This window comes from Geomicrobium sediminis (assembly GCF_016908595.1).
Lineage (GTDB): Bacteria > Bacillota > Bacilli > Bacillales > Marinococcaceae > Geomicrobium_A > Geomicrobium_A sediminis.
In genome coordinates this window covers 132,680-155,664 of the sequence record NZ_JAFBEC010000001.1, presented here as the reverse complement: position 1 = coordinate 155,664, position 22,985 = coordinate 132,680, and the positions used below count along the sequence as shown (strand labels likewise).

The following is a 22,985-nucleotide window of genomic DNA, read 5'->3' as shown; positions in this document are numbered from 1 at the left end:
AATGTTTTAGAAATCTTTGTCTGTTGAATACTTTTTAAAGGTTCACATATAATTCTGGAGGTCTATCCATGACCAAAAATGCTTGGGTCCATATTGGCTTTTTTATATTGTTAGTGTTCTTGTCTGTATTTAGTTTTTTTTATATTTTTGGATCTGGATTTGGTGGAAGTTTGAATGCATCTGTATTTATTATGTTGGCAATCTTTTCAATCCTATGGTCTTATACGTACATTAAACAAATCCACCTAAGCAAATCTTATTATTATGTTATTTCAGGCTCAATCATTGTTTACAATATTTTTCTCTCTACATTGTTTTGGTATCCAGAGAATTGGCTTTATATTGGAACGCCTATAATTATGCTTGCAGGATGGTATATTTTAATCTTACTTGCGGATAAAAAGTATGCATCGCATTGGTCAGTATTACTTTTGGTAATTATTATTTCAATTTATTATGCATGGGACATTACAAGGTTTTATTACGAAGGGATCGGGATTTGAAGATTAATTTCTACAAGAAAGTATTGAGTTAGATAAAGAACAGCAGTATGACTACGGGTTCTATAGGAGGTAGTAAACAAATCAAGGAAAAACGGTAAAATTTCTTCTCGATTCCTAAGATCCATTTTTCAATTACCTGTATATAAAAAGGTTCAGTGAGTTCATTTACTAATCATTAACTTTCTTAAGTGCTTTAATAAGTATATAAAAAAGAAAAGATACGATTGTTATAACCCCTAAGATTGTAATAATTTGAATGGCGGTAGTTGCTACTGCGATTTCTGAGTACGGCATAATGTTCTCTCCTAATGAAGTACATGTTATTACTATAATCCTAACAAAATCTTAAGTGGAATTAAATGGATACTCTATTTTAGAGAGCAATCCTGTAACGCCTGAAATTATAGTTATGAGGGATGTGTTTCGTTGAATTTTAACACTGAAAGATTAACAATCAGACCATTTGAAAGTAATGACTCACTTGATGTATTTAAAATCTATAATAACGATGATACTTGTAAATACCTCCTGCATGATAAATGGGTACATGAAGATTTAGAGGGAGAATTTAATAAAAAGCTAACCAATTGTTCATTATCAAAAGACTCTATGTTGAGTTTGGCGGTTGAAAATGGGAATAGAGTCATTGGTGATTTATCAGTATGGTATACAGATATGAAAGATACTGTTGAGATTGGATATAGTTTCTCGAATGAAGTATCAGGAAAAGGGTTGGCAACGGAAGCAATAAGTAGTTTAGTCTATAAACTATTTGATGAATTTTCTGTACATCGCATCCAAGCAAATCTTGATGCACGGAATATAGCTTCACAAAAATTATGTGAGCGAATAGGTATGAGAAAGGAAGCGCATTTCATACAAGATTTTTGGAAAAAAAAGATGAATGGACAGACAGTATTGTATATGGAATGTTGTCTTCAGATCTGAAGTGAAGATAGTAAAAGATCGGTTTGAATGAAGATTTATAATGTCACTATCATTAATTAAGTACTCTAACAATAAACCAGCTACTTTTATGGCAGTTGGTTTCTCTTACAAAATTTCTATCATTCATTGGGTTAACAAGCGTGTCTTTGTAAAAAAGATACTATGATGGGCCAAGATTCCTTGGCAGCATTGGCATTGGCAGATTGCGTTCCTCCATATTTCATTACCATTCCTCCACCAACGTGTTCATAAATAGTAGAAGGCATGTTGGGTAGAGCGTAAGGAAAAGAAAGAAAATGTCCTGCATTTTCAAAATAGAAATGTTCTGTTTGTGGTAACCGACTTTTTATTTCTTCGGAAAATAAGGAAGACGGCCAGATTTCGTCATCAGTACCTGAGAGGAGAAGAACTGGGGCTTTAATATTTTCTGCTTTTATTCTGACCTCTTCATTAATCGTAGTCTTGAGGCTGCTATCCCAAATTCCTTTAAAGGATACTGGCTTTTTTGTTAACCATTTACTTATGAAATAAAGCATAGTACTGGGACGATAACGGAACTTAAGATAGGGTTTAGCTTCACCGTTAATTGTCCACGAGTTGATTGGTGCGTAAATCGAATTTCTTAATCCAGATGTTATGTATGCACTCGGTGCCCCTGCAACAACCGCATTAAACTCATCGTATTCCGATGCTAACAAAAGTGCCAGTTCAGCACCTCTTGAATAACCAACAAGCGTTACTTTTTCGTGATTATCGGTAATTTTCTTTAGAAGTTCTATTGAACTCTTAAAATACTCCAAAGGAATGTTTTCGAGATCTTTTGGTACCCCTGATTGATTAAAATACGAGAGATCTAGCACGTTAAATCCTTTAGAAGCTAGGAGAGCTGCTGAATGTTCTAAACGTCCCCCATCTGACCCTGCTAACAATATGATATTTTGATAGTTTCCTTCATAAATTGGTTGATACAAGGTACCAACTGTACCGTCTTGATTAACATCGGTTCTGGTGACCTCGCCTTTATCAAAATATCTTTCGATTAGAACCTCATCAACAACTTCATTATTGATTTCTAACTTAATCGTAATCTTTAATTCCTTTGCAGTCGTTTTTGTGAAGTAATGACCGTGTTTTTTCGTTTCATGGGACATTGACCAGAATATGCCGTTCACATCTACTTCATTATAATTCCCAGAAATAGGTGCCACTTTAGAGATCAGTACCTGGCCTTTTGTATCCGTAATAAACGTAGCTTTTGACATAAACGGTTCACTTTCATCGTCTGTTACGTATGCATATAATGAGACTTCTTCACCGGGGTTGCATCCACTTATTATGATGGTTACATCCTCGTCTATATAGGATTGTCTTGGTGTGATCGTTACCGTAGGTTTTGTCATTCTATAATTCCCCTCTAATTATTAATTACTCAAAATACTTCAGTAGTAGCCAAGTTAGAATTGAAAATCCCCATCTTTCAGTAAAAGGACTTTAGTTTTGTCTTCTTTAATACCTACTACTTTCATATCTTCGGTACCAAAGGTCACATTGATTAACAGGAGTGAAGTATTTAGTCCGGCTTCTTTCAATTCTTCCTTCGATAAGTCACTGCCATTTTGAAGGTTAGAAGGGGAAGCGTTGCCGATTCCAATATGACAAGCGGTATTTTCATCAAATAAGGTGTTGTAAAAGAGAGTATTCGTTTGAGACAGAGGAGAATGGTTAGAAACTAAGGCGATCTCACCTAGATAATGTGAACCTTCGTCGGTTTCGATGAGACGTTGTAACGCTTCTTGCCCTGTGGTGGCATCATAGTCTGTAATCCGTCCCTCTTTAAAGGTTAGGTAGAAATCGTCGATGACACTTCCTCCATAGATCAGCGGTTTAGTGGAGAATAGTTTGCCATTGACCTGATCTCTGTGGGGAGCGGAAAAGATCTCTTCAGTGGGAATGTTCGGAAAGAATGGGATACCCTTTTTATCCTTAACACCCCCGCCGATATATCGGTGATTTTTAGGCATTCCGACTAATAAATCAGTTCCCCGACGATTCGTAAAATGTAAGGCATCGAACTGGCTGTCGTTTAAGAACTTTTTTCGGGACTCGAAAGCTTTGTCATGATTTTCCCACTCTTTTATAGGATTTGGTCCATCTGCCCGAGCTCCTTGTAAGATCAATTGCCATAATAATTGCAAAGCTTCTTCTTTACATAAGTGGGGAAATACTTTAGTTGCCCACGAAAAGGAAGGCACAGCGAGAAGACACCAACGTACCTCGTGGGATCTAGTCTTTGCGTAATGATCCTTCAACTTGGTGCGGGAAACTTTTTGGAAATGGCTCATCCGTTTCGGGGATACCTCTTTAAAGACCCCTGGATTTTCAGAAATAATATGGATATACGCAGCACCCATATTGTCCCACTCCTTATAGCGGGCAATCTGCCAGTCAGGAAAGTGATCGATGGCATCATTTGTTGCATGTAAATAAAATTCTTTAGTAGACGCTTCATCTGTCCAATCGATAACCACGTTTGAAGCACCCGCATCATAGGCAGTTGTTTGGATTAGACGTGCAAACGTAGCATGTTCGATGTCACTATGTATAATGACTAATTGATTCTTTTGCACATTCACACCCGACCATACAGCAAGCTCTGCATACTTGTTCAACTGTTCTTCACTAACAAGCTCATACTTCCCTCTAATCATATTCTCAGCTCCTAACCGTTACAATAACGATCCCAATTCACTTAGTTATCTTTAAATTATACCAACTAATGTGAATTCAATAAAAGCATCGAAATAGTAGGCTATTTTAAACACTATATTAATTAGAAAAGAATTGGTGACGTTGTACTATGATCAGACGTGATTGTGTATGAAAGTCCATTTAACGACATAAGAGAGCTTATAAAAGGGGATATTGCAAGCTGTGAAGAAGTAGTAAGGATATTTTAATAGGAGGTATTTAAAAATGTTTATTGTAAATGTTGAAGGTGCAATAAGGAAAAATGATAAGTGGCTGATTATTGTAAGAAGCCACAAAGAGGAACATGCAGGTGGCCAGCTTTCTCTTGTTGGGGGCAAGGTAGATCTAGTTGGGAATTCATCAGACATATTAGAGAAAACAGTGAAACGAGAGATCGTAGAAGAAGTCGGTGTGAACGTTAAAGACGAGTTGAATTATGTACATAGTACATCGTTCGTAACAGATAAAGGTGAACATGTTGTGGATATTGTTTTTCTTTGTAAATATGAATCGGGGGAGGCATTTTCTAAAAGCCCTGACGAAGTAGAAGACGTATTATGGTTAACAACTGAGGAAATCGTAAGTCAATCCAATTCACCAATACATTTAAAGGAAAGCATTAAACATGCGGAGTCATTAATTCGAAGTCATTCGTCATAACAACGTTGATGTGTAGATGGAAGTAATAGTTGTTATACATAAATGGGGAGAAATGGTGTATGGAAAAAAGAATATACATAGTACGACATTGTGAAGCACAAGGGCAACCTCCGGAGTCACAATTAACTAAACAAGGATTTATGCAAGCAATACATTTAACTGAATTTTTCTCGGAAATTACAATCGATCGAATTATATCAAGTCCCTTTTTACGTGCAATTCAGTCAGTTGAACCCATGAGCGAGAAAGCTAAACTAAAAATAGAGATTGATGAACGTTTATCAGAGCGCACATTAAGTACAAGGGATTTACCTGGCTGGCTTGAAAAGCTTAAAACAACATTCAGTGATTTGGATTTGAAATTCGAAGGTGGCGAGTCGAGTAAAGAGGCTATGAAGCGAATCGTAAACGTTGTAGACGAAGCTTTTGAAAATGAGTCTGAAAACACCATAATCGTTACTCACGGAAATTTGATGTCTCTATTATTAAAGAGTTATGATAACAGTTTTGATTTCAACAGTTGGAAACGTCTTAGTAATCCTGATGTGTTTGTATTAAATTACATCAACAATGAAGTTACTATGGAACGTTTATGGCGAGAGGATCTAAGATAAGAGTTGTGGAGTTTATCTTGTCCACAATATGGATCGCGTAAATCTTAGTGAAGAGGCACGTAAGGGAGTGAATAAGTCATGGATATTAATGATAAGTTTTGGACGCTTTGCTTAATACAACATGGCGATAAAGTTCTGTTATTAGATCGAAACCATGACGATTTTAAAGGGTTTATTCCACCTGGAGGTAAGGTTGATTTCCCTGAAAGCTTTGTAGAAAGCACAATTCGAGAAGTAAAAGAAGAAACGGGTTTAGACATTTTCAACCCTCAATTCAAAGGGATATATGAATATGTAAACCCTGGGAAAAAAAGATCGGTACATCATCTTTAATTATCTATGCAAGGAATTCCAAGGAGAAGCATTGTCGAATCCTCCTGAGGGAACGCCAACTTGGGTTGAAATTAAGGATGTGAACGATCTACCAATGCAAGAGTCTATAAGAAGGCGGTTTCCGTTGTTCTTTGAAGATGGCACATTTGAAATACAGGTACAGTGGGATAATGAAAAAGATACTGCTGGTAACATCGTAACTAGAATAACTTAAATAGTAGCATCTCGTAATCAATCTTATAAGCTTAACTTAAGGAGTGAATACGTATCGCTTACCTAAGGACGCTTGCAAAAATATTGTTCGGTGCAGCCGGAGGTTTTGTATTACTTCTCACCTACCATTGGTTGGCTGACCCGTAAGTTTCTCTTCGAAATACTGTAACGATAGGTATCATTGCTACGATTTTAATTTCTATTATAGGTGCAATTTATACATTTATGAAAAATAAAAAAGAAAATAAGAGAGCGTGAGGTATCTTGTGTAAATGCACAAAAACTCGAAAAAAGAAGCGCTTTTCTAGAAAAATGATTTGATCTATGGCTACTCAACGGCAGTGTTTGTGATGCTCTTTTGGGTACTAATAACATTTTTCATATAAGAATACACTCTTGCCTCAATATGTTTTGTGGAGGAATTCCAATGACGAATACGGAATCGAAGCAGATAAGGAATCGATTGTTTCTTTATTTTTTTATTCTTTTTCCCTTTTCAATCGTTGCAGGAAGATACCTATCGGAGTTGGGTCGATCAGGAGAAATTGCCAGTATAAGTGATATAGTTTCGACTGGTGTTATATCAATGATGATGTTTGGACTTATTTACTTTCTTTTTAAAAAGCATCTTATATATAAAATGAGAGAAGAGATGAATACAAGTAAGAAGAAAATTATTATCGGATGGGGTGTATACCTTACTATCTTAATCTTATTGGTATATGGAATCCCTTTCATGTTTAATTTGTTAGTGTAAATGTTTCTCATTTCTATGTAAACAGACCAGGTAGTTGAGCATTTAGTTGGAAGATTAGTGGAAGTTTCTTGAGGGTATAGAAATAACACTGGTGAAGCAATGAGTATTGGCTCTCAGAAAAATTGCTTGGAGTTGGCTATCCTGGAAAGGGGCTCTGTTAATGAGTATTAAAGAATACTTATTTAACCTGTTAAAGCATGCTGTAGGGTTACTTATAGGAATACCACTATTATTAGTGTTGGCATGGACAGTTAATATGGATCTTGCATTTGTTCAAGTTTTGACTGTTGCGATTACTGTTTTTGTATTATCAGCCGTTCTAATGCCTTTAATACAGCCTTATTATAATGAAAGAAAAAAATCTAAAAACCTAACAGGTAAGCAAAAGGTAGTGCGTTATAGCATTTTCTTTGGCGTGATTTTGATTATGTTTTACGGAATAAATTTACTGGCAATAACGACTTAATTCTCTGATCGTTGTTGTGGGGGTGTCGGCGTTAACGTAATTAAGAATGTATTCATAGTTTTGACGGTGCTTTATTGTCTATTCGGTTCTAATATCAACTTTTGAAATTATCCCTATTGAATTACCTCTGTTTCCTATTTTTTTAGCTGTAAGTGCGGTGTTCTTCAATGAATTTATTTCAGAAAAAGAAAGTCTGCTGAGTAAAGCTCATTATCTTTTATTGGCGATCTTATTCTTGATTTTGTTCGGGCTGTTCTTTTTCAATTTTTAGTTTTTTGGTTGATTCACTATAGGAGTCAGGGGGAGATTATGAGGGGGATAAGCAACATAATTATTATGCTTATGATTATTGTCGTCATTCTTAACTTTGTCTTTTCTTTTAGTTTGTTTAGTGCAATCCCCTTCCTGTTTGGTGCCTTTTTAATAGTACAGACTTTAATCGGTAAAAAAGAGAACACAGTTTCAAATCAACAAAGTGTTTTTTACTATATTTTAGCTTTCATATTTCTACTATTGACCATTTGGTTTATTTGGATTGATTTTTTATATAAATAATTTTGTAAATAGAGGCTCACGGTTTATATTTTACAAAAGGATTCTAAGTTTATTATTGGGGTTTGTATTAAATCTGGACGAAAGAATACACACAAGTACTTTGATACAAATAAGTATTTATAGCTTGGTTGTTTCAACTTTGAAGGCGATTAAAGCTGAAAAGAGATCCAAGGATAATAACAAGTTATTCTGTGGACCTCTTAAGATGATATTTAATCGAATTAGCGTTATAAAAGCTTCACATAGCTTGTAGCATAAAATTTATTCGAAAATTGCTACTGGTCTAGACCAACCAGCGCTTGCTCCTGTGATTTTAATCGGAAACGCTGCGACCTTAAATCCGTGTTTTTCGGGTAGTTGATCAAGGTTAGCAAGCTTCTCAATTTGACAATATTCCGCCTCTTTGCCGACGAAATGCGCTGCCCATAGTACACCCTCTCTTGGATTCGTACGATAATCTTCAGCTTGTAGTGCTAGTGGGATATCCCAACCCCAGCCATCGATACCCATAACCTTAATACCTTTATCTATGAGCCAACGGGTAGCATCCGCAGATACCCCAGGTTGTGAAGCTAGATAGTCCTCTTTAAACAAGTTATGATCTGTGTCCGTTCGAATTAGAACGATATCAAAAGGTTTAAGATCATACGACATCTCATTTAGTTGTTTTTGTAAATCCTCAGTCTGTATTTCATAACCTGGTTCTTTGTCACTAAAATCAAAGAGAACACCATCACTATAAAACCATTCTAAAGGTAACTCATCAATCGTTCTGGATTTTTCACCTGCAGTTTTAGAAGCATAATGCCAAGGCGCATCAACATGTGTTCCTGTATGAGTGGTCAATGTGACGGTTTCATTTGCCCATGCCTCATTATTAGGGAAGTCGCTTGCCTCAAGCCCTAAAATCCCTGCTGCTTGAACGGCGCCTTTAGCATGAGAATCATAAGTGATCTCTGGTGGAAAAGGTTCCTTTACATTATTGTCCATCGGAACACTCAAATCAATTATTCTTCTAGTCATGTTATTTCCTCCTAAGTTAATTAATTTTAAGCTTCTTTTATTATTTGGTTTTTGTATTTGTTCACTATGCCTTTACCTTTGTCAGTTACAAGGATTTGTCGCCGCCATAACCCTTTTTCAATCAAATATTTATCATCTTTGAGCTTCGAGAACATTGCGGATATTTTGAGTGATTCTAGATTTTCTTCGTCAATATATTGATTAAAAACCTCAATGCCTGCATCAATTTTCTCTATGAACATAATCTCTTCATTCGTTAATTTATCTTCAATGAATGTGACAAGTCCTTGGCTATATCTGGTTCCATCATCGGTTAGCGAGAATGAATAGAAGCCTGCTCCAGTAAGTTTTTTTCGTACAATAAGTCCTTGTCGATCAAGGTTTTCGATGGCTCGATTACTTACAGATGAATCCACACCAAGCATATCGGTAATTTGTACCATCGTATTGTAACCCCGATTAATTAAGCTAAGAATTTGTTCCTCATGAGAGCCTTTTTTAACGGATACATCAAGATTTTGCGACTGAAGATTCCAACTGGCTTTTCCGTAATAATTAGGTTGAGTGGCTAAGCTAACGAACACCGTTATCGATAGTGTAACAACTAGACCAATGATGCCGATATGTGTGTATTCGCTAATTGGGATAATTCCAGCAATATCGCCTAGTAGTGTAGCTAATGTTGTGGCAATAATCCCTGAAAGTCCCCCTATGAAAGCGCCTTTCATTGTCGTCCGCTTCCAAAAAATACCGAGAACAACGAGTATGGAAGGGGGGCCGAGCCATGCTGTCGAAAATGCAAATAAATACAATGGCCCTCCTGGATAGAACGTTAACAACCATACGAGTAATCCAAGAACGAGCGTGATGATTTTTGACGGCTTTATTAACTGTTTGGAAGTTGCTTCAGGGCGAATATAACGTTGATATATATCGCGCACCGCAGTACTTGAGGCACCGATTAATGCGGTTGTCGCTGTTGAAACGGAAGCTGCTAAAGCTCCTAGTAGTGCAATGGCTGCGATTCCAATTGGGAGAGAGGTTAACATCAATCCATATGCACCCATAGGATCTGAATCGCCGTACGGCGGTAATAAATCTGAGAACGCTGCTCCTGTGTAAACACCAACTACAAGTAAAATTAAAGAGGGAACGAGTGCTAATAAGAGTGCTGCGTAAACATACGACATTTTTGCTGTTTTTTCATCACGAGCAGTTGATGCCCGTAACCAATAGTAGTTATTCCCCCAGACAAGAAAACATCCAAACATCACAACAAAAGTTAAAATACTTGGATATTGCAGAGAAAAAACGGGAATGGTTTGACCGCCTATGCCTGCTGTAAAGAAAGATGTTGCTGATGGCCAATTCGAGTTTATAAATGAGATTCCGCCATACTGAGAAATTATTGCAATTAAAAGGACTGGCATCGCAATTAAGCCGATAATCATTTGAATAAAATCAGTAAGTGTTATTGCCCAAAATCCTCCTATATAGGTGAAGAAGAGAAAAACGAAGAATATTCCCGCTAATGTCAATAAAAGTGACCAGCCTGTAAATTCAGTTGTGATAATCGCCATAGATATCACATTATTCGCCATAATGCCAAGTAATCCAAAGATAGATGATATTGTTATAAGAAGTCTCGTCTTAGCATCAAAGCGCATTTCGAGCCACTCAGGTAGTGTTTGAGCGCCAGATCGACGAATATAAGGTGTAAAGAATAGCCCGTACAACATTAGACCTATTATCATAAAGGCGATACTAAACCCCAAAGAACCCCATACACCGTACAAAATGGTAATGCCTGGCCCCAGAGAGATCATCGTTCCCGCGAATCCGATGGCAGCAACCCCGAAAATGTTTACAATCATACCGACTTCTCTACCGGCAATCAAGTAATCATTGGAACTCCGAATCCATTTACGCGTGACGAGAGAAGCAACAACAAGAATTAACCCAAATGTTAATAACATGAACAAAAACAATAAATTAAAACTCATATCGTTCACCCCTAAGATCAATATGTGAAGCGCTTACATTTTAATGATTGATGAAGATCAAAAATCATCAATTAAAGCCGAAAAGTTTTCTCCGTAGATTTCTTGTAACTTTTCATGACCGATGTCCGCAATCATACGATTAACGTAAATGTCATGACGAATATAATTCACTGCAGTTCGTACCATAAATTGATGATTAGAAATAACTGCGTTCGCTTTTCGTCGATTTGCTTCAACACTAATGGTTTTGTGTTCATCGATTACGATAATTAACTCGTTTTTGTGGCGCTGGCGCACCTTTTCATTTGCCTGATGAGTAAAATTGCGCCAAGGAATTTTTGAAGAATCAGGTGTATAGTCAAATACTAAGCTCACTACACGTATGCCTCTTTTGTGAGCTTGCAACAGATGTGGCAGTAAAGCCTGCAATTCCTTTTCCCAGCAGCTAATGAGTATGGACTCCTCGGATTCATCAATAAAGTGCTTAATTGCTTCAATGGCTGGTTCGTACCCTTCAATGTGCGATAGTTTTGGCCATGTTTGTTCACTTTGCTCATGAATGTCTTTTAGATGTTTTTGTAAAAATGAAATTTCATCACTGAACTGTACTTCAAACCGTTTGATTAAGTCTTGATAGGGGAGTGGTGTATAAAGCTTATTTTTGGACTGTTCACCTTTAGATACCAAGAAAACAATGCCTTTGTTCATTAAAGTCCTTAGCGATTCATAAATTTTAGGGCTTGGTACGCCTGAATCTGTAGCAATCATATTTCCGTTTGATGGGTTTTTATATAGAAGTGACAAGTATACCTTCGCTTCATAGGAATTTAAACCGTAATTCTTTAGGGTTAAAATAATGTCTTCATATTCGTTACTCATTGTAAATCACACCTTGTTTGTTTACTTGATTTGATTCTTTAATGTTCCGATTCCTTCGATGTGCAGCTCTACAATATCGCCTGGTTCTAACCAAGGCTGAACGTCTGTACCGAGTTCCAAGATACATCCTGTGCCAACGGTTCCCGATCCTATGATTTCACCAGGGTGTAACTCTACACCATCTGATGCTCGTTCAATCATTTGTTCAAATGAATAGTGAATATCTTTAAAGTTTCCACGAGACAATTCAACACCGTTTACCTTTGCTGTCATCGCCAAATTATGCCCCTTTTCGGTTTTGTACAGCTCTAATTCATCCTTTGTCACGATGACCGGTCCAATTGACGTAGCAAAATCTTTGCCTTTTGCGGGTCCGAGTCCCACTTTCATTTCTTTCATTTGTAAATCACGTGCAGACCAGTCATTAAATATGGTGTAACCAAATATGTGTTGTTCGGCATTTTCAGCTTTTATATTTTTCCCACGTTTACCGATGATACAAGCGATTTCTAATTCAAAGTCCAATGCTTTGCAGTTAGGCGGTCGTTCTACAATTTCTTCGTTGCCGACAAGGGCTAAATGATTTGTGAAATAAAAGGCAGGTATCTCGTACCATTCCTTTGCTAAAGTGAGACCGCTTTTCTTCGTAGCATTAACAATATGTTCTTCAAATGCCATAAAGTCGCGGATGCTTGGTGGATTCGGTATAGGCGCTTTAACCTTCACTTGATCTAAATGATAAGATGGTTTGGCATTTGCGAAATAAGTTGGGAGTGTATCCTGATACTTCGGATAACTTTGAATGAGCTCCAAGATTGTATTTGGTAGCTTATTATTGCTTATTGTTTGAAGGTCGTAAATAGATTCTTCCTTTAAAAACCCTGCACGTAAATTCCCTCTTGGGTCTTGAAACGTTAAAAGCTTCATACAAATCACCTTTCTTCCACCGAGTATTTATTTCAAATAATCATACTACTATAGTAGTAAGTAGTCAATGATTTAAATGAATATTCTGTTAATATAATGTAATTCCTAACACTTTATATGCCTGTTGTTATGACAATGACATGTACAATGATTAGGTTCAAATTTAAGAACCAAAAGAATATACTGCATTTAAGTTGATATTTATACTGTTGCGTTTCACTGATTAGATCCATTGAAGGAGGGCGGTACATTGAAAGAAGACATTGACTATACCTTTGAAGAGCGCGAAGAAATAGCGAGATTATTGATACAGTTAAAAGAAACCCAAAGCTATACAAATGCACGGTTTTTTTACGAATCATTAAGAATTATTCGCTGGAATGCCTTGGCAAGACAAAACTTAAAAAAGCAAGCGCTGCTCGATTTTTACGGCCTTATAAAAAGATACAATGAGACTAAATTAAAGATTAAAAAGACGAAAATCGAAAAGGAAATCATGAATTTACTAAATACAGATCTTTGAAGAGAACTCCTCGAGTGAATTAATTAGCTTGAGGAGTTTGTACGTTATGTCTGAATTAGATCTTCAGCCAATAACCATGAACATGTTGTTTCAATGTATACGTTTAAAAATAGACAATATTTATCTTAGGGAGTCTTTTGCTATTTAATGAGGTAAGATTTTAGCCGGGAAGGTTGTTTTGATTTACAATAATGATTAGTCATCTTCACCAGTCTCATCTTCAATTTCATCTGAAATAATTTCAGAAATATCTCCTTCCTCAGCTTCATTAGAAATGACATCTTCAAGTCTGAAAAAACCTTCTTCAAAAGGTCCAGCGTTCTGTTCGAAATGAAATCAAGAATTTCAGTTGTTGTTGTTGTGTCCGATTCCTGATCAGATTCGTGTAATTGTGTTTCTGTCTGTCGAACATTGAATGTACTTTCTTCTAACCAAAAAGTAGTCATTGCCCCCTCATCACTTACTGAAACTTTGTAAGATGGATCGCCGTTAACTTCCTCTAATCCTTCGTAATTTATATTTGAAGAATCGATCGTTTCGATCGCATTTCTCATAAGTCCAACCCAAGCACTTAAGTTGGTCGTTCCTTCATCTAAAAGCTCTTCCGATTCATAAACGAGATGATCTTCTAAATAATTATAAATACGCTCCGCATCATTAGATGTGTACAATACACCAGCTGCGTGATCCAAATGCTCTTCTCTAGAATAAATAACATCATCATCGTAGAGTACATACTCATTGATGTCTCTTGCATCATCCTTCAACTCTAACTCTTCATCAAATTCATTCGTTATTCTTAGTTCAATGTAGTAAGATTCCGTACTTTCATTTGTAAAAATTGCATTTTGAAGTATCGTTTCACCTTCATTGAGGTCATCTGGATGTTGAGCTAGTGCGTCATCGTTTTCATCAATTGAAGCGACCTCTTCAGTTTCTTCGGGTTCAGCTATATTCTCTGTCCCGTTACTGCAACCCATGAATACAATCGATGATATCGTCATAAGACCTATGTAAGTATAGCTTTTATCCATGAACTCTCCCCCTAATCTATTACTTACTATTTTCATTAATATAGATACTTTTAAACTAATATAGGGACAGAACATGATAGAAGAATTGCATCAAGTTGTAGTGGGGCGGGGGAATTGAAAGAGCGGAAGCTTCGCAGTTTAAGTATTGAATTTTCTGTTAATTATGTTGATAAATTACTCATCTACTATATAATTAGGAAACAATCTCATTTTGTGGAGTGGTCAACGATTCGAAAGAGTAGATCTTTATTATTGTTGTTTGGTTTTCTTTTATTTGGGTGCCAATCTGAGAGTAATGTTGTGCAAACCGATGATGAGACTAGTGAAGGTTATCAAAAGGAAACTGATCACAGCATGACGATTGAGTCTTCTTTTGATCAGGAGGATTATTATCAAATTGGAACCTTGTTCGCTGATTTTGAATTACCTGAAGAGGGACGAATAACAGAAGATGAAGCACGAGAGCAACTCCCTGACAATTATAATTTTAGGGAAAATAGCATTTACTATAGCAATCATCTAGTTTTTGATAAAGAAACGAAGATGGTTAATGATTTACGCTGGTTAAATTTTGATCGTCACGATACGAATGAAATTGAACCACATGGAACTCAAGCAATTGGTTTTATGATGAGTATTATTGAAGCATTGAATCAACATCATTATGATGTTAATGGAGAATTTCATGAAGGAAAGCTTAAGGAACTTAATGAAAATGAAATTCAACTCATTAATGATGAGCAGTTTGATCAAGTATCTCAGATGGACGTAGAAAACGGTGATTTACGCGGTTGGGGTGCTTTGTTAGTAACTGCACAGAGTGTAGAATATCAACTTGCAAAGATTGAACCCTATATACAGGATTATAATAAGTTAGCAGCCTGGTCTAAAGAGACACGTGAATTTTTTGAAACTGGCAAAGAGATTGGCATGCAAAGTGATCAAAGACATGAAGAAGCATACCCGTATTTTGTTGAGGGAACAAGGAATATTGAGGCAATGAATGAGGAGTTACCTCAACGATCACCGCATAAAACGGACGATTTATTATAAGTGTGGAATTATGGGAGGAGACGGGTTTTGAAAAGACGCCAATATCTATTGCTATTATTGCTGCTTCTTATATCAGGTTGCAATTCAAATGAAGTGAAAGGTCTAGAGGATGTAAATTTAAGTTCTCAAGAAAAGCACAATATTGAGTTAGCACGAACAGATATCGATGAAGAGTCCTTTTATGAGGGAATTGATAATGTTGTTGGCACGGATTACGAAGTGTTACCAACAACCAGTTATGATGCTTATATTTATAGCAGAGCAGTATTATCAGAGGATAACTTCTTGCATTTACAGGAGACACAAGGCATATTCACTGAATCATTGAGTTATGAAGACTATCTCATGTTTGCAGAAGGATTTATAACCAAAGAAGAATATGAAGTTACTACAGGTTCAGATGAATCAACCAATGAGTATTTGGAGATCTATGTTTTAAGATTGGTGCAATACTTAAATGTGGAGCACTAAAAGTAAGGTTTAGAACCTTACTTCAGTTATAGAAACTTAAATCATACTTCGCCTACATTTATAATTGTAGGCGGATAACTTAACATCACAAACCATCGTTTTCTCGGTTCGCTACAGCAAGAAAGGCTTGACTCCATAGGCATTTAAAACACCCCTATTATGATCTAATAAAATAGGAAAAGTTAGCTCGTGTCTGTTAACGAATCGATCAACTTTGACTTCGCTTTCTCCCACATTGACGGCAAAGATCTCAATGTCTCCATCTTGTACGTAATATTGATTTTCCGTGCAAGGCATTTCCTCGCAAGGAGGACACCAAGTTCCCCAGAAATTTAACTAGACCCCTTTGCCTTTAAAGGACTCAAGTTCAATCACTTGATCATCAAGGATGTTATATAAGGAAAAGTTTGGTGCGGCATCACCGACTTGTACGGACCCAATTTCTGTTTGTGATTGGCTATAAAATGTGTAGCTGATCAGTAGAAGGACTTGTCTTATCTGCGCTTTCTGCTTGTAGTGAGACTGAGAATGAAGAGACTGCCTTAACGGGTGGGGATAACGAAGCCTCAGAAGATGGTTCTGATAATGAAGAATTAGGAGATATTGAAACGGAAGAGCTAAATCAAGCTGAAGAGATTGCAACTGAATTCATCAGGAATGTTGCTGAAATTGAGCGTTATCGAATTGTGTTTGAAATTGCTGGTGAGGAGAATGAGCCACTTGATACAATTGAATATGCAGATTTATCTGCGGATCCAGTCCACTCAAGGTTTGAAATAGATGAAGAGCAAACGACAGGCACGATGTATCAAGCATCTGACGGTCAACATGTCATCAATTATCAAGATTATTATAACGTTTACAATGAAGAAGAATTACCGATTGAAGAAGATGCTGCTGCAGACTTGTTGAATTGGGCGAGTACTCTTGAAAGTAATATTGCTGAGGAGGACACGTCGCTCACGTATGAGGGTGAAGAAGAAGTGAATGATGTGCTGACTTACAAAGTCATTGTCAGCTTTGATGAAGGTGAAAGTGAGCACTGGTTCGATCAAGACACCAATATGATTGTGAAAAGCAAAACTTCTACACAGTTTGAGCAGACGATAACGGTTTTGGATTTTGAAGAAGTTGATGAATTTGACGAGGGTTTCTTTCAACTTGAAGATGTAATTCCTGATGATGCAGAAGAGGGCGATATTGCTGAGGAGATGGCAGAAGAGCAAGATAATGATTAAAGCCAAACTATGAAGACTGTGTTTCGCAGTTCAGGCTTACCTCGCGCTCTGCCGACGATCATGCTGTTCTTCTAAACCTCGTTCTCTTGTTTGCTCCTACGAAAAGCTTCCATTAACCATATGATTAGGAAAATTACGCTAACAAATAAAGCGGAGGCTATGTTTTCAATCCAAGTAATGTCACGATCCCTGAATACATCCAACAGGCTAAAGTAACTAATCAATGATGTAAGAAGTAAAATGGCTATTAGCAACTTTCTGATGATGACTTTCTTAATACAATTACCTCCTACTGTTATGAATGATCTTGTTTAATGATAAAGGCAATCAATCGATTTGAAAAGATATTCCAGGAGCGTAAGTAAGCTAGAACTAGGAAATTAATAAGGCTTGTATTCATAGCAGTTTTTCTCTTCAATCCACCCTCAATAAACAAAAAATTCTAAAATCCCAAGCAATAAAAATATAATAAAGAATGCTCCATAAAATATGGAAAGTTTCTTAGTCCCTTTTCTAATTTCTACAATCGTTAATCCGCTAAAGAAGAAGAGAAAACCTATAAGATAAAAATAACCCATACTGTTTGTAAACACCAATGAGAGAAAGGATGCAACCCAAAAAACGAAAAACAGGGTGTAGCTGACGGTCGTAATGATCTTATTTACATCTCTTTGCACATGTTTCCCCCTTGCGTTTCCATTCGAAAGGTTCATAGTAAGCGACAAACGAATACAGTTCAAGCAATAGCCTTTCACGTTCGCGGGGGCTCTACTATGTAATCCCCGATTAAAAGATCAAAACGTTTTACCTGACATCCATTTTCTGTTAAAAATAGACTATGCATTAAGAGTAAAGCTCAGGAATTATGTGAAGTTTGCGAAAGTGGTCGTTTATTTTTAAAGTTGAAAGTCGGGTTATACTACGTTTAATGAGCAATTGAATGAGTGAAGAAATGAGGGGTACGGTTTCGGTGATTACATTTAATCAAGTGGACAAGTCGTTTACAGAAGATAGAAAAGCAGTAAAAGGATTATCGTTTACGATTGAACGTGGTGAATTCTTCGTGTTAATTGGGCCGAGCGGATGTGGCAAAACGACGACGCTTAAGATGATTAACCGATTAATTGATGCGTCAAGCGGTACGATTACGATTAATGGTTCAAATCATACAGACGTTAACATGCATGAATTGCGATGGAACATTGGTTACGTCTTGCAACAGATTGCACTATTCCCTCATCTAACTGTCGCAGAGAATATTGCGGTCGTACCTGAGATGAAAAAATGGAAACAAGACGATATACAAAAACGAGTGAATGAATTGCTAGAACTGGTGGGGATGGATCCCGAGACATATCGTGACCGGCTTCCGGCTGATTTATCGGGTGGTCAACAACAGCGGATCGGGGTTGCAAGAGCTCTCGCAGGTGATCCGGACATTATTTTAATGGATGAACCGTTTAGTGCGCTCGATCCACTCGTACGAGAACAATTGCAAAAAGACATAAAAGCATTACAACAAAGAATCAAAAAAACGATTGTGTTTGTGACGCATGACATGAACGAAGCGACTTTGCTCGGAGACAGAATTGGCATGATGGAAGCGGGTGTTTTGTTACAAGTAGGTACGGCAGATGAGTTGAAACGAAATCCTGCAACACCAGCGGTCGAAGCTTTTATTGGTCGGTCCGTTGAAAAGAAGAACCTGTCGTTAAAAGAATCGTTAACGCCAATTGACAGGAGTGAATACATACGAACTCATCGTGATGAACAGCGAGTAACGGTACAGTTTATTATAAATGAGCACGGTGAATGGGTAACGACGTATAACGATCACAACGAGTTGGAGGCGATGATTCCAATTGATGCATCAAGTTCTGTGAAGTCAGCATTTGAACTATTGGAGAGTAGTCATCTTCCAGCTTTACCGGTTCAAGAGAATGGCAAGGTCATTGGAAGTGTCTCTTATAAAGACTTAGCTCGTGCGTTAGTATAGCTGCAATCAGAAAAAAAGATTACATGCACCCTCCTAGTGCAAGGAATAGAGGAATGCACAGTCAACTAGGAATGAGTCAATGTTGATTGGTGCAAAACGATATGGCGAATTTTATGGAATCTTACGTGTCACTGTTTCAAGAACGATCGGATTTACTATTCAACTCCTTTTGGGAGCACGTACAACTTTCACTCGTCTCACTATTGATTGCAGTTGCGATCGCCTTACCGATAGGAATTTTATTAACGAGGTACACTCGCTATTCTGAGTGGATCATTGGGTTTGCGGCGGTATTACAGACGATTCCATCGCTTGCTTTACTCGGTTTTCTCGTTTTATTTGTTGGAATTGGGACGACACCAGCGATTATTGCTCTGACGGCGTACGCATTGTTACCGATCATGAGAAATACGTTCACCGGAATTCGAGAAGTTGATCCGGCCATTGTTGAAGCGGCAAGAGGGATGGGGATGAATTCTTATCGAAGCTTAATGAAAATCGAACTTCCCCTAGCGATGCCGACGATCATGGCGGGAATTCGTACGTCAATGGTGTTAATTGTCGGCACGGCAACGCTTGCGGCTCTCGTTGGTGGGGGTGGCCTCGGGCAAATCATTATGACAGGGATTCAGCGAACGAATAATGAATACATCTTGTTTGGAGCACTTCCTGCTGCACTTCTAGCGATTGTGTTAGATGTTATTCTTCGTTTAACAGAACGAGGTACAAAAAGGAACCGACGTGCCTCATTTAAGCCGATCATAGCCGTTGTCGCCATCGCCCTTTTGATCGTGTTTATACAACCGGTCGTCTCTATGTTTAAAGATGAACCTGATTTAGTCATCGGTGGGAAGCTAGGTCCGGAACCCCCGATTCTTGCGAATATGTACAAGCTATTAATCGAGGAAGAAACCGACTTAAACGTAGAAGTCATTGCACCTCTTGGTGCAACGAACGTGAACTTCAATGCGTTAATTGTTGGAGATGTTGATATTTATCCTGAATTCAGTGGGACGGTATTGGCCGACCTATTAAATGAGGAAGAGTTTAGTTATGACGAAGAAGAGTCGTATCAAGAAGCACGGGACGGAATCTACGAGGAGTATGGTTTTCACTTTTTAGAACCAATGGGCTTTCAGAATACGTATGCCTTAGCGATGCCGAGGGAGCTCGCTGAAGAATTAGAAGTGAGTACGATTTCTGATTTAATGCCATATACGAACGAGTTAAGTGTGGGCTTTACCTTTGAGTTTATGGATCGTGAAGACGGATATGCGGGGTTTGAAGATGTGTATGGGTTTAGTTTTTCAGATGTGACGTCCATCGATGTGTCGACCCGTTATCAAGCCATTAGTAACGGGAGTATTGAAATTAGTGATGTCTTCTCGACTGATCCACAACTCGTAGAATATGACATGGTCGTTTTGGAAGATGATGAAGATTTATTCCCACCTTACCAAGCAGCACCTTTAGTGACGAACTTTGCACTCCAACAACACCCTGAAATCGAAGAGATTTTAAATCAATTAGCAGGAGTTGGAACGGTTGAAGAGATTTCAGAGTTAAACTTCCGAGTCGATATTGAAGATGAAGATCCCGAAGAAGTTGCACGAGATTTTTTAGTTGAACAAGGACTATTGGATAATTAAAACATTAACTTTGTAAAGTATAAAACAACGCGATAAAAGGAAAAGCCACCAGGTGAAAACTGGTGGTTTTTCCTTTTATACTGCGCTTTTGAGGTGAAAGTTCAGAGTGAAGTCCAGTGCATAAAGTCTGTGTATTTAGACACTTTGATATTGTTGTATAGTTTAGAATCTATTAACTTCGGCTTTATGATCACTTAACATCGATCATTTATAGTGAATTTATAGCAATTATAACAGAAATAATCAGCAGTTATAAGAGAATGCACAGGTGAAGCGTGATTGGAGGTGATTCATGGAGGTCTTACAAAGCGGTATGGAAAACGTATCTTGAGATCAAATTTCTAATTAACTTTGTAAGGAGGACTACAATGAAAGTAAAAACTCGAGGTTTTCGGATCGCATCAATTCCAAGAAGGCGACAATGGGCAACGCGTGCAGGTTTTATGATGGTGGCATTTGGAACGGCTGCAACGCTGATTGCAGCCTCAACATCTGAAGTGGTCGCAACTGAGCCGTTTGGTGCCACGCAAGGAAGTTTCACAGATGAGTTACAAAGACCGGCACTCATGGATTTCAGTTCTGCACCAGAGGAGGTTCTTGAGGAAGACGATGAACTCTGGCAGTCGGAACAAGTTGGACCAAATGCTTCCCCTTATCAGGCGTTTGAATTGGAGCATCCTGGGGAGCACACTCCAGTTAGATGGAGCGGGAAGGTTGACCCAGAACGTGACGTTTCCTTATTGGCGTGGAATCATGAAAAAGAGCGTTGGGATCAATTACGAAGTGAATCAGGCTCTGCACCTGACAATACAGTATTGAAAGCCTATCTGTCTGAGGATTATCGTGATGTGAATGATGCTGCACACATCGCCATTGTTGGTGAAGATTCATCGATGACGAGAACAGGCAACTGGAAACCTGACTCCAGCGGTGTTACAGACGATTTCCGTGATCCTGAAACGTATGATTTCTCGATGGCTCACATCACAGATACTCAGTTCTTAGCAGAAGGAGCCGTTGACCCAGAACTCGATGAAGACGCACAGGAGCGTTTCGCTTCAGCTTACAGAGATAAGATGAATTGGATCGTTGATAATCAAGATCAGCGAAAAATCGCATACGTTGCTCATACAGGTGACATTATCGAAAATTGGATGTTGCCGCATCATTCAGAAGAACAGGCGCAGAAGGAATTCGGATTTGCTTCGGATATGCAGGCGATCATTGATGAGGCTGGGATTCCAAACGGCATCCTCCCAGGTAACCACGACAACGGTTGGGGTGCTTTTGGCAATGATATGTTCAATGATTATTTCTCTCAAGAACGATACGAGGAAGCATCACAATCTTGGGAGAACGGTACTTACGGCGGTCCATGGCAAGAAGGGGATAACTCCGCTCATTACGACTTATTTGAAGTCGACGACCATGAATTTATCGCGGTTCACTTGCCATATGGTCATACGAACGCACAGAGAAACTGGGCGAATGAAGTGCTTGAGGCGTTTCCAAATCGTGATGCATTTTTGTTCACGCATTCCTATTTGAGAGCATCAAGTAGTGATGATGCTACAAAAGCGTCTGGAAACAGAGGCTACGGTGATAACAGTCATTTACTGAGAACACAAGTCGTCGAAAAAAATGACAACATCGTCATGGTCTCTTCCGGTCACTATCATGGAACGGCTTGGAATCAGAACTTTAACGGCAACAACGGTCCAGTTTTTGAAATGTTAGCAGATTACCAGAACTATGAAGTCGATGGCGAGCGTAACACAGGATTCATGCGGTTGTTGCAGTTTGATATCGATGCTGGTGAAGTTACCGTAAATACGTACTCACCGAAACTCGGTGAGTTCAATGCAACAGACTATGATACTGGAAATCGTAACTATCAACCGGAAACCGATGAGTACACGGCTCCGCTGTCTTTAAGCACACGAGGAACGACTGTTATGACCGACCAGATCCAACTTGGCAATGTTGATCAATCGGTTGCTGAACCTCCAGAAAATGAACCTAAACCGATCCCATATGAGTCACCAAAAAGGGATGGAGACGACGATCAGCAGATCGGACAATTGAACATCCGCCAACAAGATGACCTGACTGTGAAATCAGGCGAAGAAATCAGTCCAATTGATCTATTCGTCAATGATGACGATGCAGCCATAGAATTCGAAGGACTACCCGAAGGCATGGTCGGTGTTGCGGATAGCCGCACAATCTCAGGTGTCCCAACCGAACCAGGCACGTATGAGATTACAGTGACAGCATTCAACCAATTCGAAGTTGAAGAGACGATGAGCTTCTCGATTACGGTAGAAGAAACTGAGTGATGGTTATCCGGTAAAGTTAAAAGGAGTTCCTTCTAAGCGATACGTTAATAGCG

At 38.2% G+C, this 22,985-nt stretch carries 20 protein-coding genes and 3 pseudogenes; 13 read left to right on the top strand and 10 right to left on the bottom strand.

Translation table 11 applies throughout. The annotated features are described in order from the left end of the window. Positions 1 to 68: 68 nt before the first annotated feature. A complete protein-coding gene (locus JOD17_RS00780) occupies positions 69 to 503 on the top strand; it encodes a hypothetical protein (protein WP_204695265.1) in 435 nt (144 codons plus the stop codon). 168 nt (positions 504 to 671) lie between these two features. On the opposite strand, the gene JOD17_RS21465 is transcribed toward JOD17_RS00780, so the two are convergent. Next, a complete protein-coding gene (locus tag JOD17_RS21465; RefSeq protein WP_265182270.1) occupies positions 672 to 797 on the bottom strand; it encodes a hypothetical protein in 126 nt (41 codons plus the stop codon). Positions 798 to 929: 132 nt separating this feature from the next. On the opposite strand from JOD17_RS21465, the pseudogene JOD17_RS00775 reads away from it, so the two are divergent. Continuing rightward, positions 930 to 1,456, top strand: a pseudogene (locus JOD17_RS00775) (GNAT family N-acetyltransferase). Between the two features lie 126 nt (positions 1,457 to 1,582). Here JOD17_RS00775 and JOD17_RS00770 read toward each other — a convergent pair. Together JOD17_RS00770 and JOD17_RS00765 are read right to left on the bottom strand one after the other, a co-directional pair. Then, the gene (locus JOD17_RS00770; RefSeq protein WP_204695264.1) at positions 1,583 to 2,851 is read right to left on the bottom strand and encodes an acyl-CoA thioesterase/bile acid-CoA:amino acid N-acyltransferase family protein; all 1,269 of its coding nucleotides are present in this window, start codon (positions 2,849 to 2,851) and stop codon (positions 1,583 to 1,585) included. Positions 2,852 to 2,905: 54 nt separating this feature from the next. Continuing rightward, positions 2,906 to 4,159, bottom strand: a complete 1,254-nt coding sequence (locus JOD17_RS00765) for an aminopeptidase (protein ID WP_204695263.1) — start codon at positions 4,157 to 4,159, stop codon at positions 2,906 to 2,908. A 265-nt stretch (positions 4,160 to 4,424) separates the two neighbouring features. Here JOD17_RS00765 and JOD17_RS00760 point away from each other — a divergent pair, with 265 nt between their 5' ends. The 4 genes and pseudogenes from JOD17_RS00760 to JOD17_RS00745 all read left to right on the top strand — a co-directional run bounded on the left by JOD17_RS00760 (position 4,425) and on the right by JOD17_RS00745 (position 7,242). Then, positions 4,425 to 4,859: an NUDIX hydrolase gene (locus JOD17_RS00760; RefSeq protein ID WP_204695262.1), complete on the top strand. Its 435-nt coding sequence runs from the start codon at positions 4,425 to 4,427 to the stop codon at positions 4,857 to 4,859. Positions 4,860 to 4,918: 59 nt separating this feature from the next. Continuing rightward, complete coding sequence (locus JOD17_RS00755; RefSeq protein WP_204695261.1) at positions 4,919 to 5,473, top strand: histidine phosphatase family protein; 555 nt, start codon at positions 4,919 to 4,921, stop codon at positions 5,471 to 5,473. Positions 5,474 to 5,551: 78 nt separating this feature from the next. Continuing rightward, a pseudogene (locus JOD17_RS00750) lies at positions 5,552 to 6,020 on the top strand (NUDIX domain-containing protein). A 916-nt stretch (positions 6,021 to 6,936) separates the two neighbouring features. Beyond that, positions 6,937 to 7,242 (top strand): hypothetical protein, encoded by a 306-nt coding sequence (locus tag JOD17_RS00745; protein WP_204695260.1) that lies wholly within the window; start codon positions 6,937 to 6,939, stop codon positions 7,240 to 7,242. An 816-nt stretch (positions 7,243 to 8,058) separates the two neighbouring features. Here the strand turns inward: JOD17_RS00745 and JOD17_RS00740 are convergent. The 4 genes from JOD17_RS00740 to JOD17_RS00725 are packed head-to-tail and all read right to left on the bottom strand — an operon-like array spanning position 8,059 to position 12,629. After that, a complete protein-coding gene (locus tag JOD17_RS00740; RefSeq protein WP_204695259.1) occupies positions 8,059 to 8,820 on the bottom strand; it encodes a cyclase family protein in 762 nt (253 codons plus the stop codon). 26 nt (positions 8,821 to 8,846) lie between these two features. Continuing rightward, a complete protein-coding gene (locus tag JOD17_RS00735) occupies positions 8,847 to 10,823 on the bottom strand; it encodes a sodium:solute symporter family protein (RefSeq protein ID WP_204695258.1) in 1,977 nt (658 codons plus the stop codon). 57 nt (positions 10,824 to 10,880) lie between these two features. Continuing rightward, positions 10,881 to 11,702, bottom strand: a complete 822-nt coding sequence (locus JOD17_RS00730) for a TrmB family transcriptional regulator (protein ID WP_204695257.1) — start codon at positions 11,700 to 11,702, stop codon at positions 10,881 to 10,883. Between the two features lie 21 nt (positions 11,703 to 11,723). Beyond that, complete coding sequence (locus JOD17_RS00725; protein ID WP_204695256.1) at positions 11,724 to 12,629, bottom strand: fumarylacetoacetate hydrolase family protein; 906 nt, start codon at positions 12,627 to 12,629, stop codon at positions 11,724 to 11,726. A gap of 250 nt (positions 12,630 to 12,879) precedes the next feature. Here JOD17_RS00725 and JOD17_RS00720 point away from each other — a divergent pair, with 250 nt between their 5' ends. Continuing rightward, positions 12,880 to 13,152, top strand: a complete 273-nt coding sequence (locus JOD17_RS00720; RefSeq protein WP_204695255.1) for a hypothetical protein — start codon at positions 12,880 to 12,882, stop codon at positions 13,150 to 13,152. Positions 13,153 to 13,292: 140 nt separating this feature from the next. Here the strand turns inward: JOD17_RS00720 and JOD17_RS00715 are convergent, their stop codons facing one another. Beyond that, entirely contained in the window at positions 13,293 to 14,186 is an 894-nt protein-coding gene (locus JOD17_RS00715) for a hypothetical protein (protein WP_204695254.1), read from the bottom strand. Positions 14,187 to 14,300: 114 nt separating this feature from the next. On the opposite strand from JOD17_RS00715, the gene JOD17_RS00710 reads away from it, so the two are divergent. Both JOD17_RS00710 and JOD17_RS00705 read left to right on the top strand, forming a co-directional pair. Further along, the gene (locus JOD17_RS00710; RefSeq protein WP_204695253.1) at positions 14,301 to 15,239 is read left to right on the top strand and encodes a hypothetical protein; all 939 of its coding nucleotides are present in this window, start codon (positions 14,301 to 14,303) and stop codon (positions 15,237 to 15,239) included. A gap of 27 nt (positions 15,240 to 15,266) precedes the next feature. Then, the gene (locus JOD17_RS00705) at positions 15,267 to 15,710 is read left to right on the top strand and encodes a hypothetical protein (protein WP_204695252.1); all 444 of its coding nucleotides are present in this window, start codon (positions 15,267 to 15,269) and stop codon (positions 15,708 to 15,710) included. A gap of 111 nt (positions 15,711 to 15,821) precedes the next feature. On the opposite strand, the pseudogene JOD17_RS21805 reads toward JOD17_RS00705, so the two are convergent. Beyond that, positions 15,822 to 16,034 (bottom strand): annotated as a pseudogene (locus JOD17_RS21805) (redoxin domain-containing protein); the annotation flags it as partial. Positions 16,035 to 16,396: 362 nt separating this feature from the next. On the opposite strand from JOD17_RS21805, the gene JOD17_RS00695 reads away from it, so the two are divergent. Beyond that, a complete protein-coding gene (locus tag JOD17_RS00695; RefSeq protein ID WP_204695250.1) occupies positions 16,397 to 16,948 on the top strand; it encodes a hypothetical protein in 552 nt (183 codons plus the stop codon). Between the two features lie 425 nt (positions 16,949 to 17,373). On the opposite strand, the gene JOD17_RS00690 is transcribed toward JOD17_RS00695, so the two are convergent. Continuing rightward, positions 17,374 to 17,625: a hypothetical protein gene (locus JOD17_RS00690; protein WP_204695249.1), complete on the bottom strand. Its 252-nt coding sequence runs from the start codon at positions 17,623 to 17,625 to the stop codon at positions 17,374 to 17,376. A 263-nt stretch (positions 17,626 to 17,888) separates the two neighbouring features. Here JOD17_RS00690 and JOD17_RS21460 point away from each other — a divergent pair, with 263 nt between their 5' ends. The 3 genes from JOD17_RS21460 (at position 17,889) to JOD17_RS00675 (ending at position 22,932) form a co-directional block, all read left to right on the top strand. After that, the gene (locus tag JOD17_RS21460) at positions 17,889 to 18,944 is read left to right on the top strand and encodes an ABC transporter ATP-binding protein (protein WP_275581610.1); all 1,056 of its coding nucleotides are present in this window, start codon (positions 17,889 to 17,891) and stop codon (positions 18,942 to 18,944) included. A 101-nt stretch (positions 18,945 to 19,045) separates the two neighbouring features. Next, the gene (locus JOD17_RS00680) at positions 19,046 to 20,593 is read left to right on the top strand and encodes an ABC transporter permease/substrate-binding protein (protein WP_275581609.1); all 1,548 of its coding nucleotides are present in this window, start codon (positions 19,046 to 19,048) and stop codon (positions 20,591 to 20,593) included. 368 nt (positions 20,594 to 20,961) lie between these two features. After that, on the top strand, positions 20,962 to 22,932 hold the full coding sequence (locus JOD17_RS00675; protein WP_204695248.1) for a putative Ig domain-containing protein: 1,971 nt from the start codon (positions 20,962 to 20,964) through the stop codon (positions 22,930 to 22,932). Positions 22,933 to 22,985: the final 53 nt, after the last annotated feature.

Excerpts from the sequence above, each read along its gene's own strand:
- JOD17_RS00765 (WP_204695263.1), bottom strand. The coding sequence starts at position 4,159 with ATGATTAGAGGGAAGTATGAGCTTGTTAGTGAAGAACAGTTGAACAAG.
- JOD17_RS21465 (WP_265182270.1), bottom strand. The coding sequence starts at position 797 with ATGCCGTACTCAGAAATCGCAGTAGCAACTACCGCCATTCAAATTATT.
- JOD17_RS00675 (WP_204695248.1), top strand. The coding sequence starts at position 20,962 with ATGAAAGTAAAAACTCGAGGTTTTCGGATCGCATCAATTCCAAGAAGG.
- JOD17_RS00740 (WP_204695259.1), bottom strand. The coding sequence starts at position 8,820 with ATGACTAGAAGAATAATTGATTTGAGTGTTCCGATGGACAATAATGTA.
- JOD17_RS00735 (WP_204695258.1), bottom strand. The coding sequence starts at position 10,823 with ATGAGTTTTAATTTATTGTTTTTGTTCATGTTATTAACATTTGGGTTA.
- JOD17_RS00745 (WP_204695260.1), top strand. The coding sequence starts at position 6,937 with ATGAGTATTAAAGAATACTTATTTAACCTGTTAAAGCATGCTGTAGGG.
- JOD17_RS00715 (WP_204695254.1), bottom strand. The coding sequence starts at position 14,186 with ATGGATAAAAGCTATACTTACATAGGTCTTATGACGATATCATCGATT.
- JOD17_RS00730 (WP_204695257.1), bottom strand. The coding sequence starts at position 11,702 with ATGAGTAACGAATATGAAGACATTATTTTAACCCTAAAGAATTACGGT.
- JOD17_RS00725 (WP_204695256.1), bottom strand. The coding sequence starts at position 12,629 with ATGAAGCTTTTAACGTTTCAAGACCCAAGAGGGAATTTACGTGCAGGG.
- JOD17_RS00770 (WP_204695264.1), bottom strand. The coding sequence starts at position 2,851 with ATGACAAAACCTACGGTAACGATCACACCAAGACAATCCTATATAGAC.
- JOD17_RS00760 (WP_204695262.1), top strand. The coding sequence starts at position 4,425 with ATGTTTATTGTAAATGTTGAAGGTGCAATAAGGAAAAATGATAAGTGG.
- JOD17_RS00680 (WP_275581609.1), top strand. The coding sequence starts at position 19,046 with ATGGCGAATTTTATGGAATCTTACGTGTCACTGTTTCAAGAACGATCG.
- JOD17_RS00780 (WP_204695265.1), top strand. The coding sequence starts at position 69 with ATGACCAAAAATGCTTGGGTCCATATTGGCTTTTTTATATTGTTAGTG.
- JOD17_RS00755 (WP_204695261.1), top strand. The coding sequence starts at position 4,919 with ATGGAAAAAAGAATATACATAGTACGACATTGTGAAGCACAAGGGCAA.
- JOD17_RS21460 (WP_275581610.1), top strand. The coding sequence starts at position 17,889 with ATGAGTGAAGAAATGAGGGGTACGGTTTCGGTGATTACATTTAATCAA.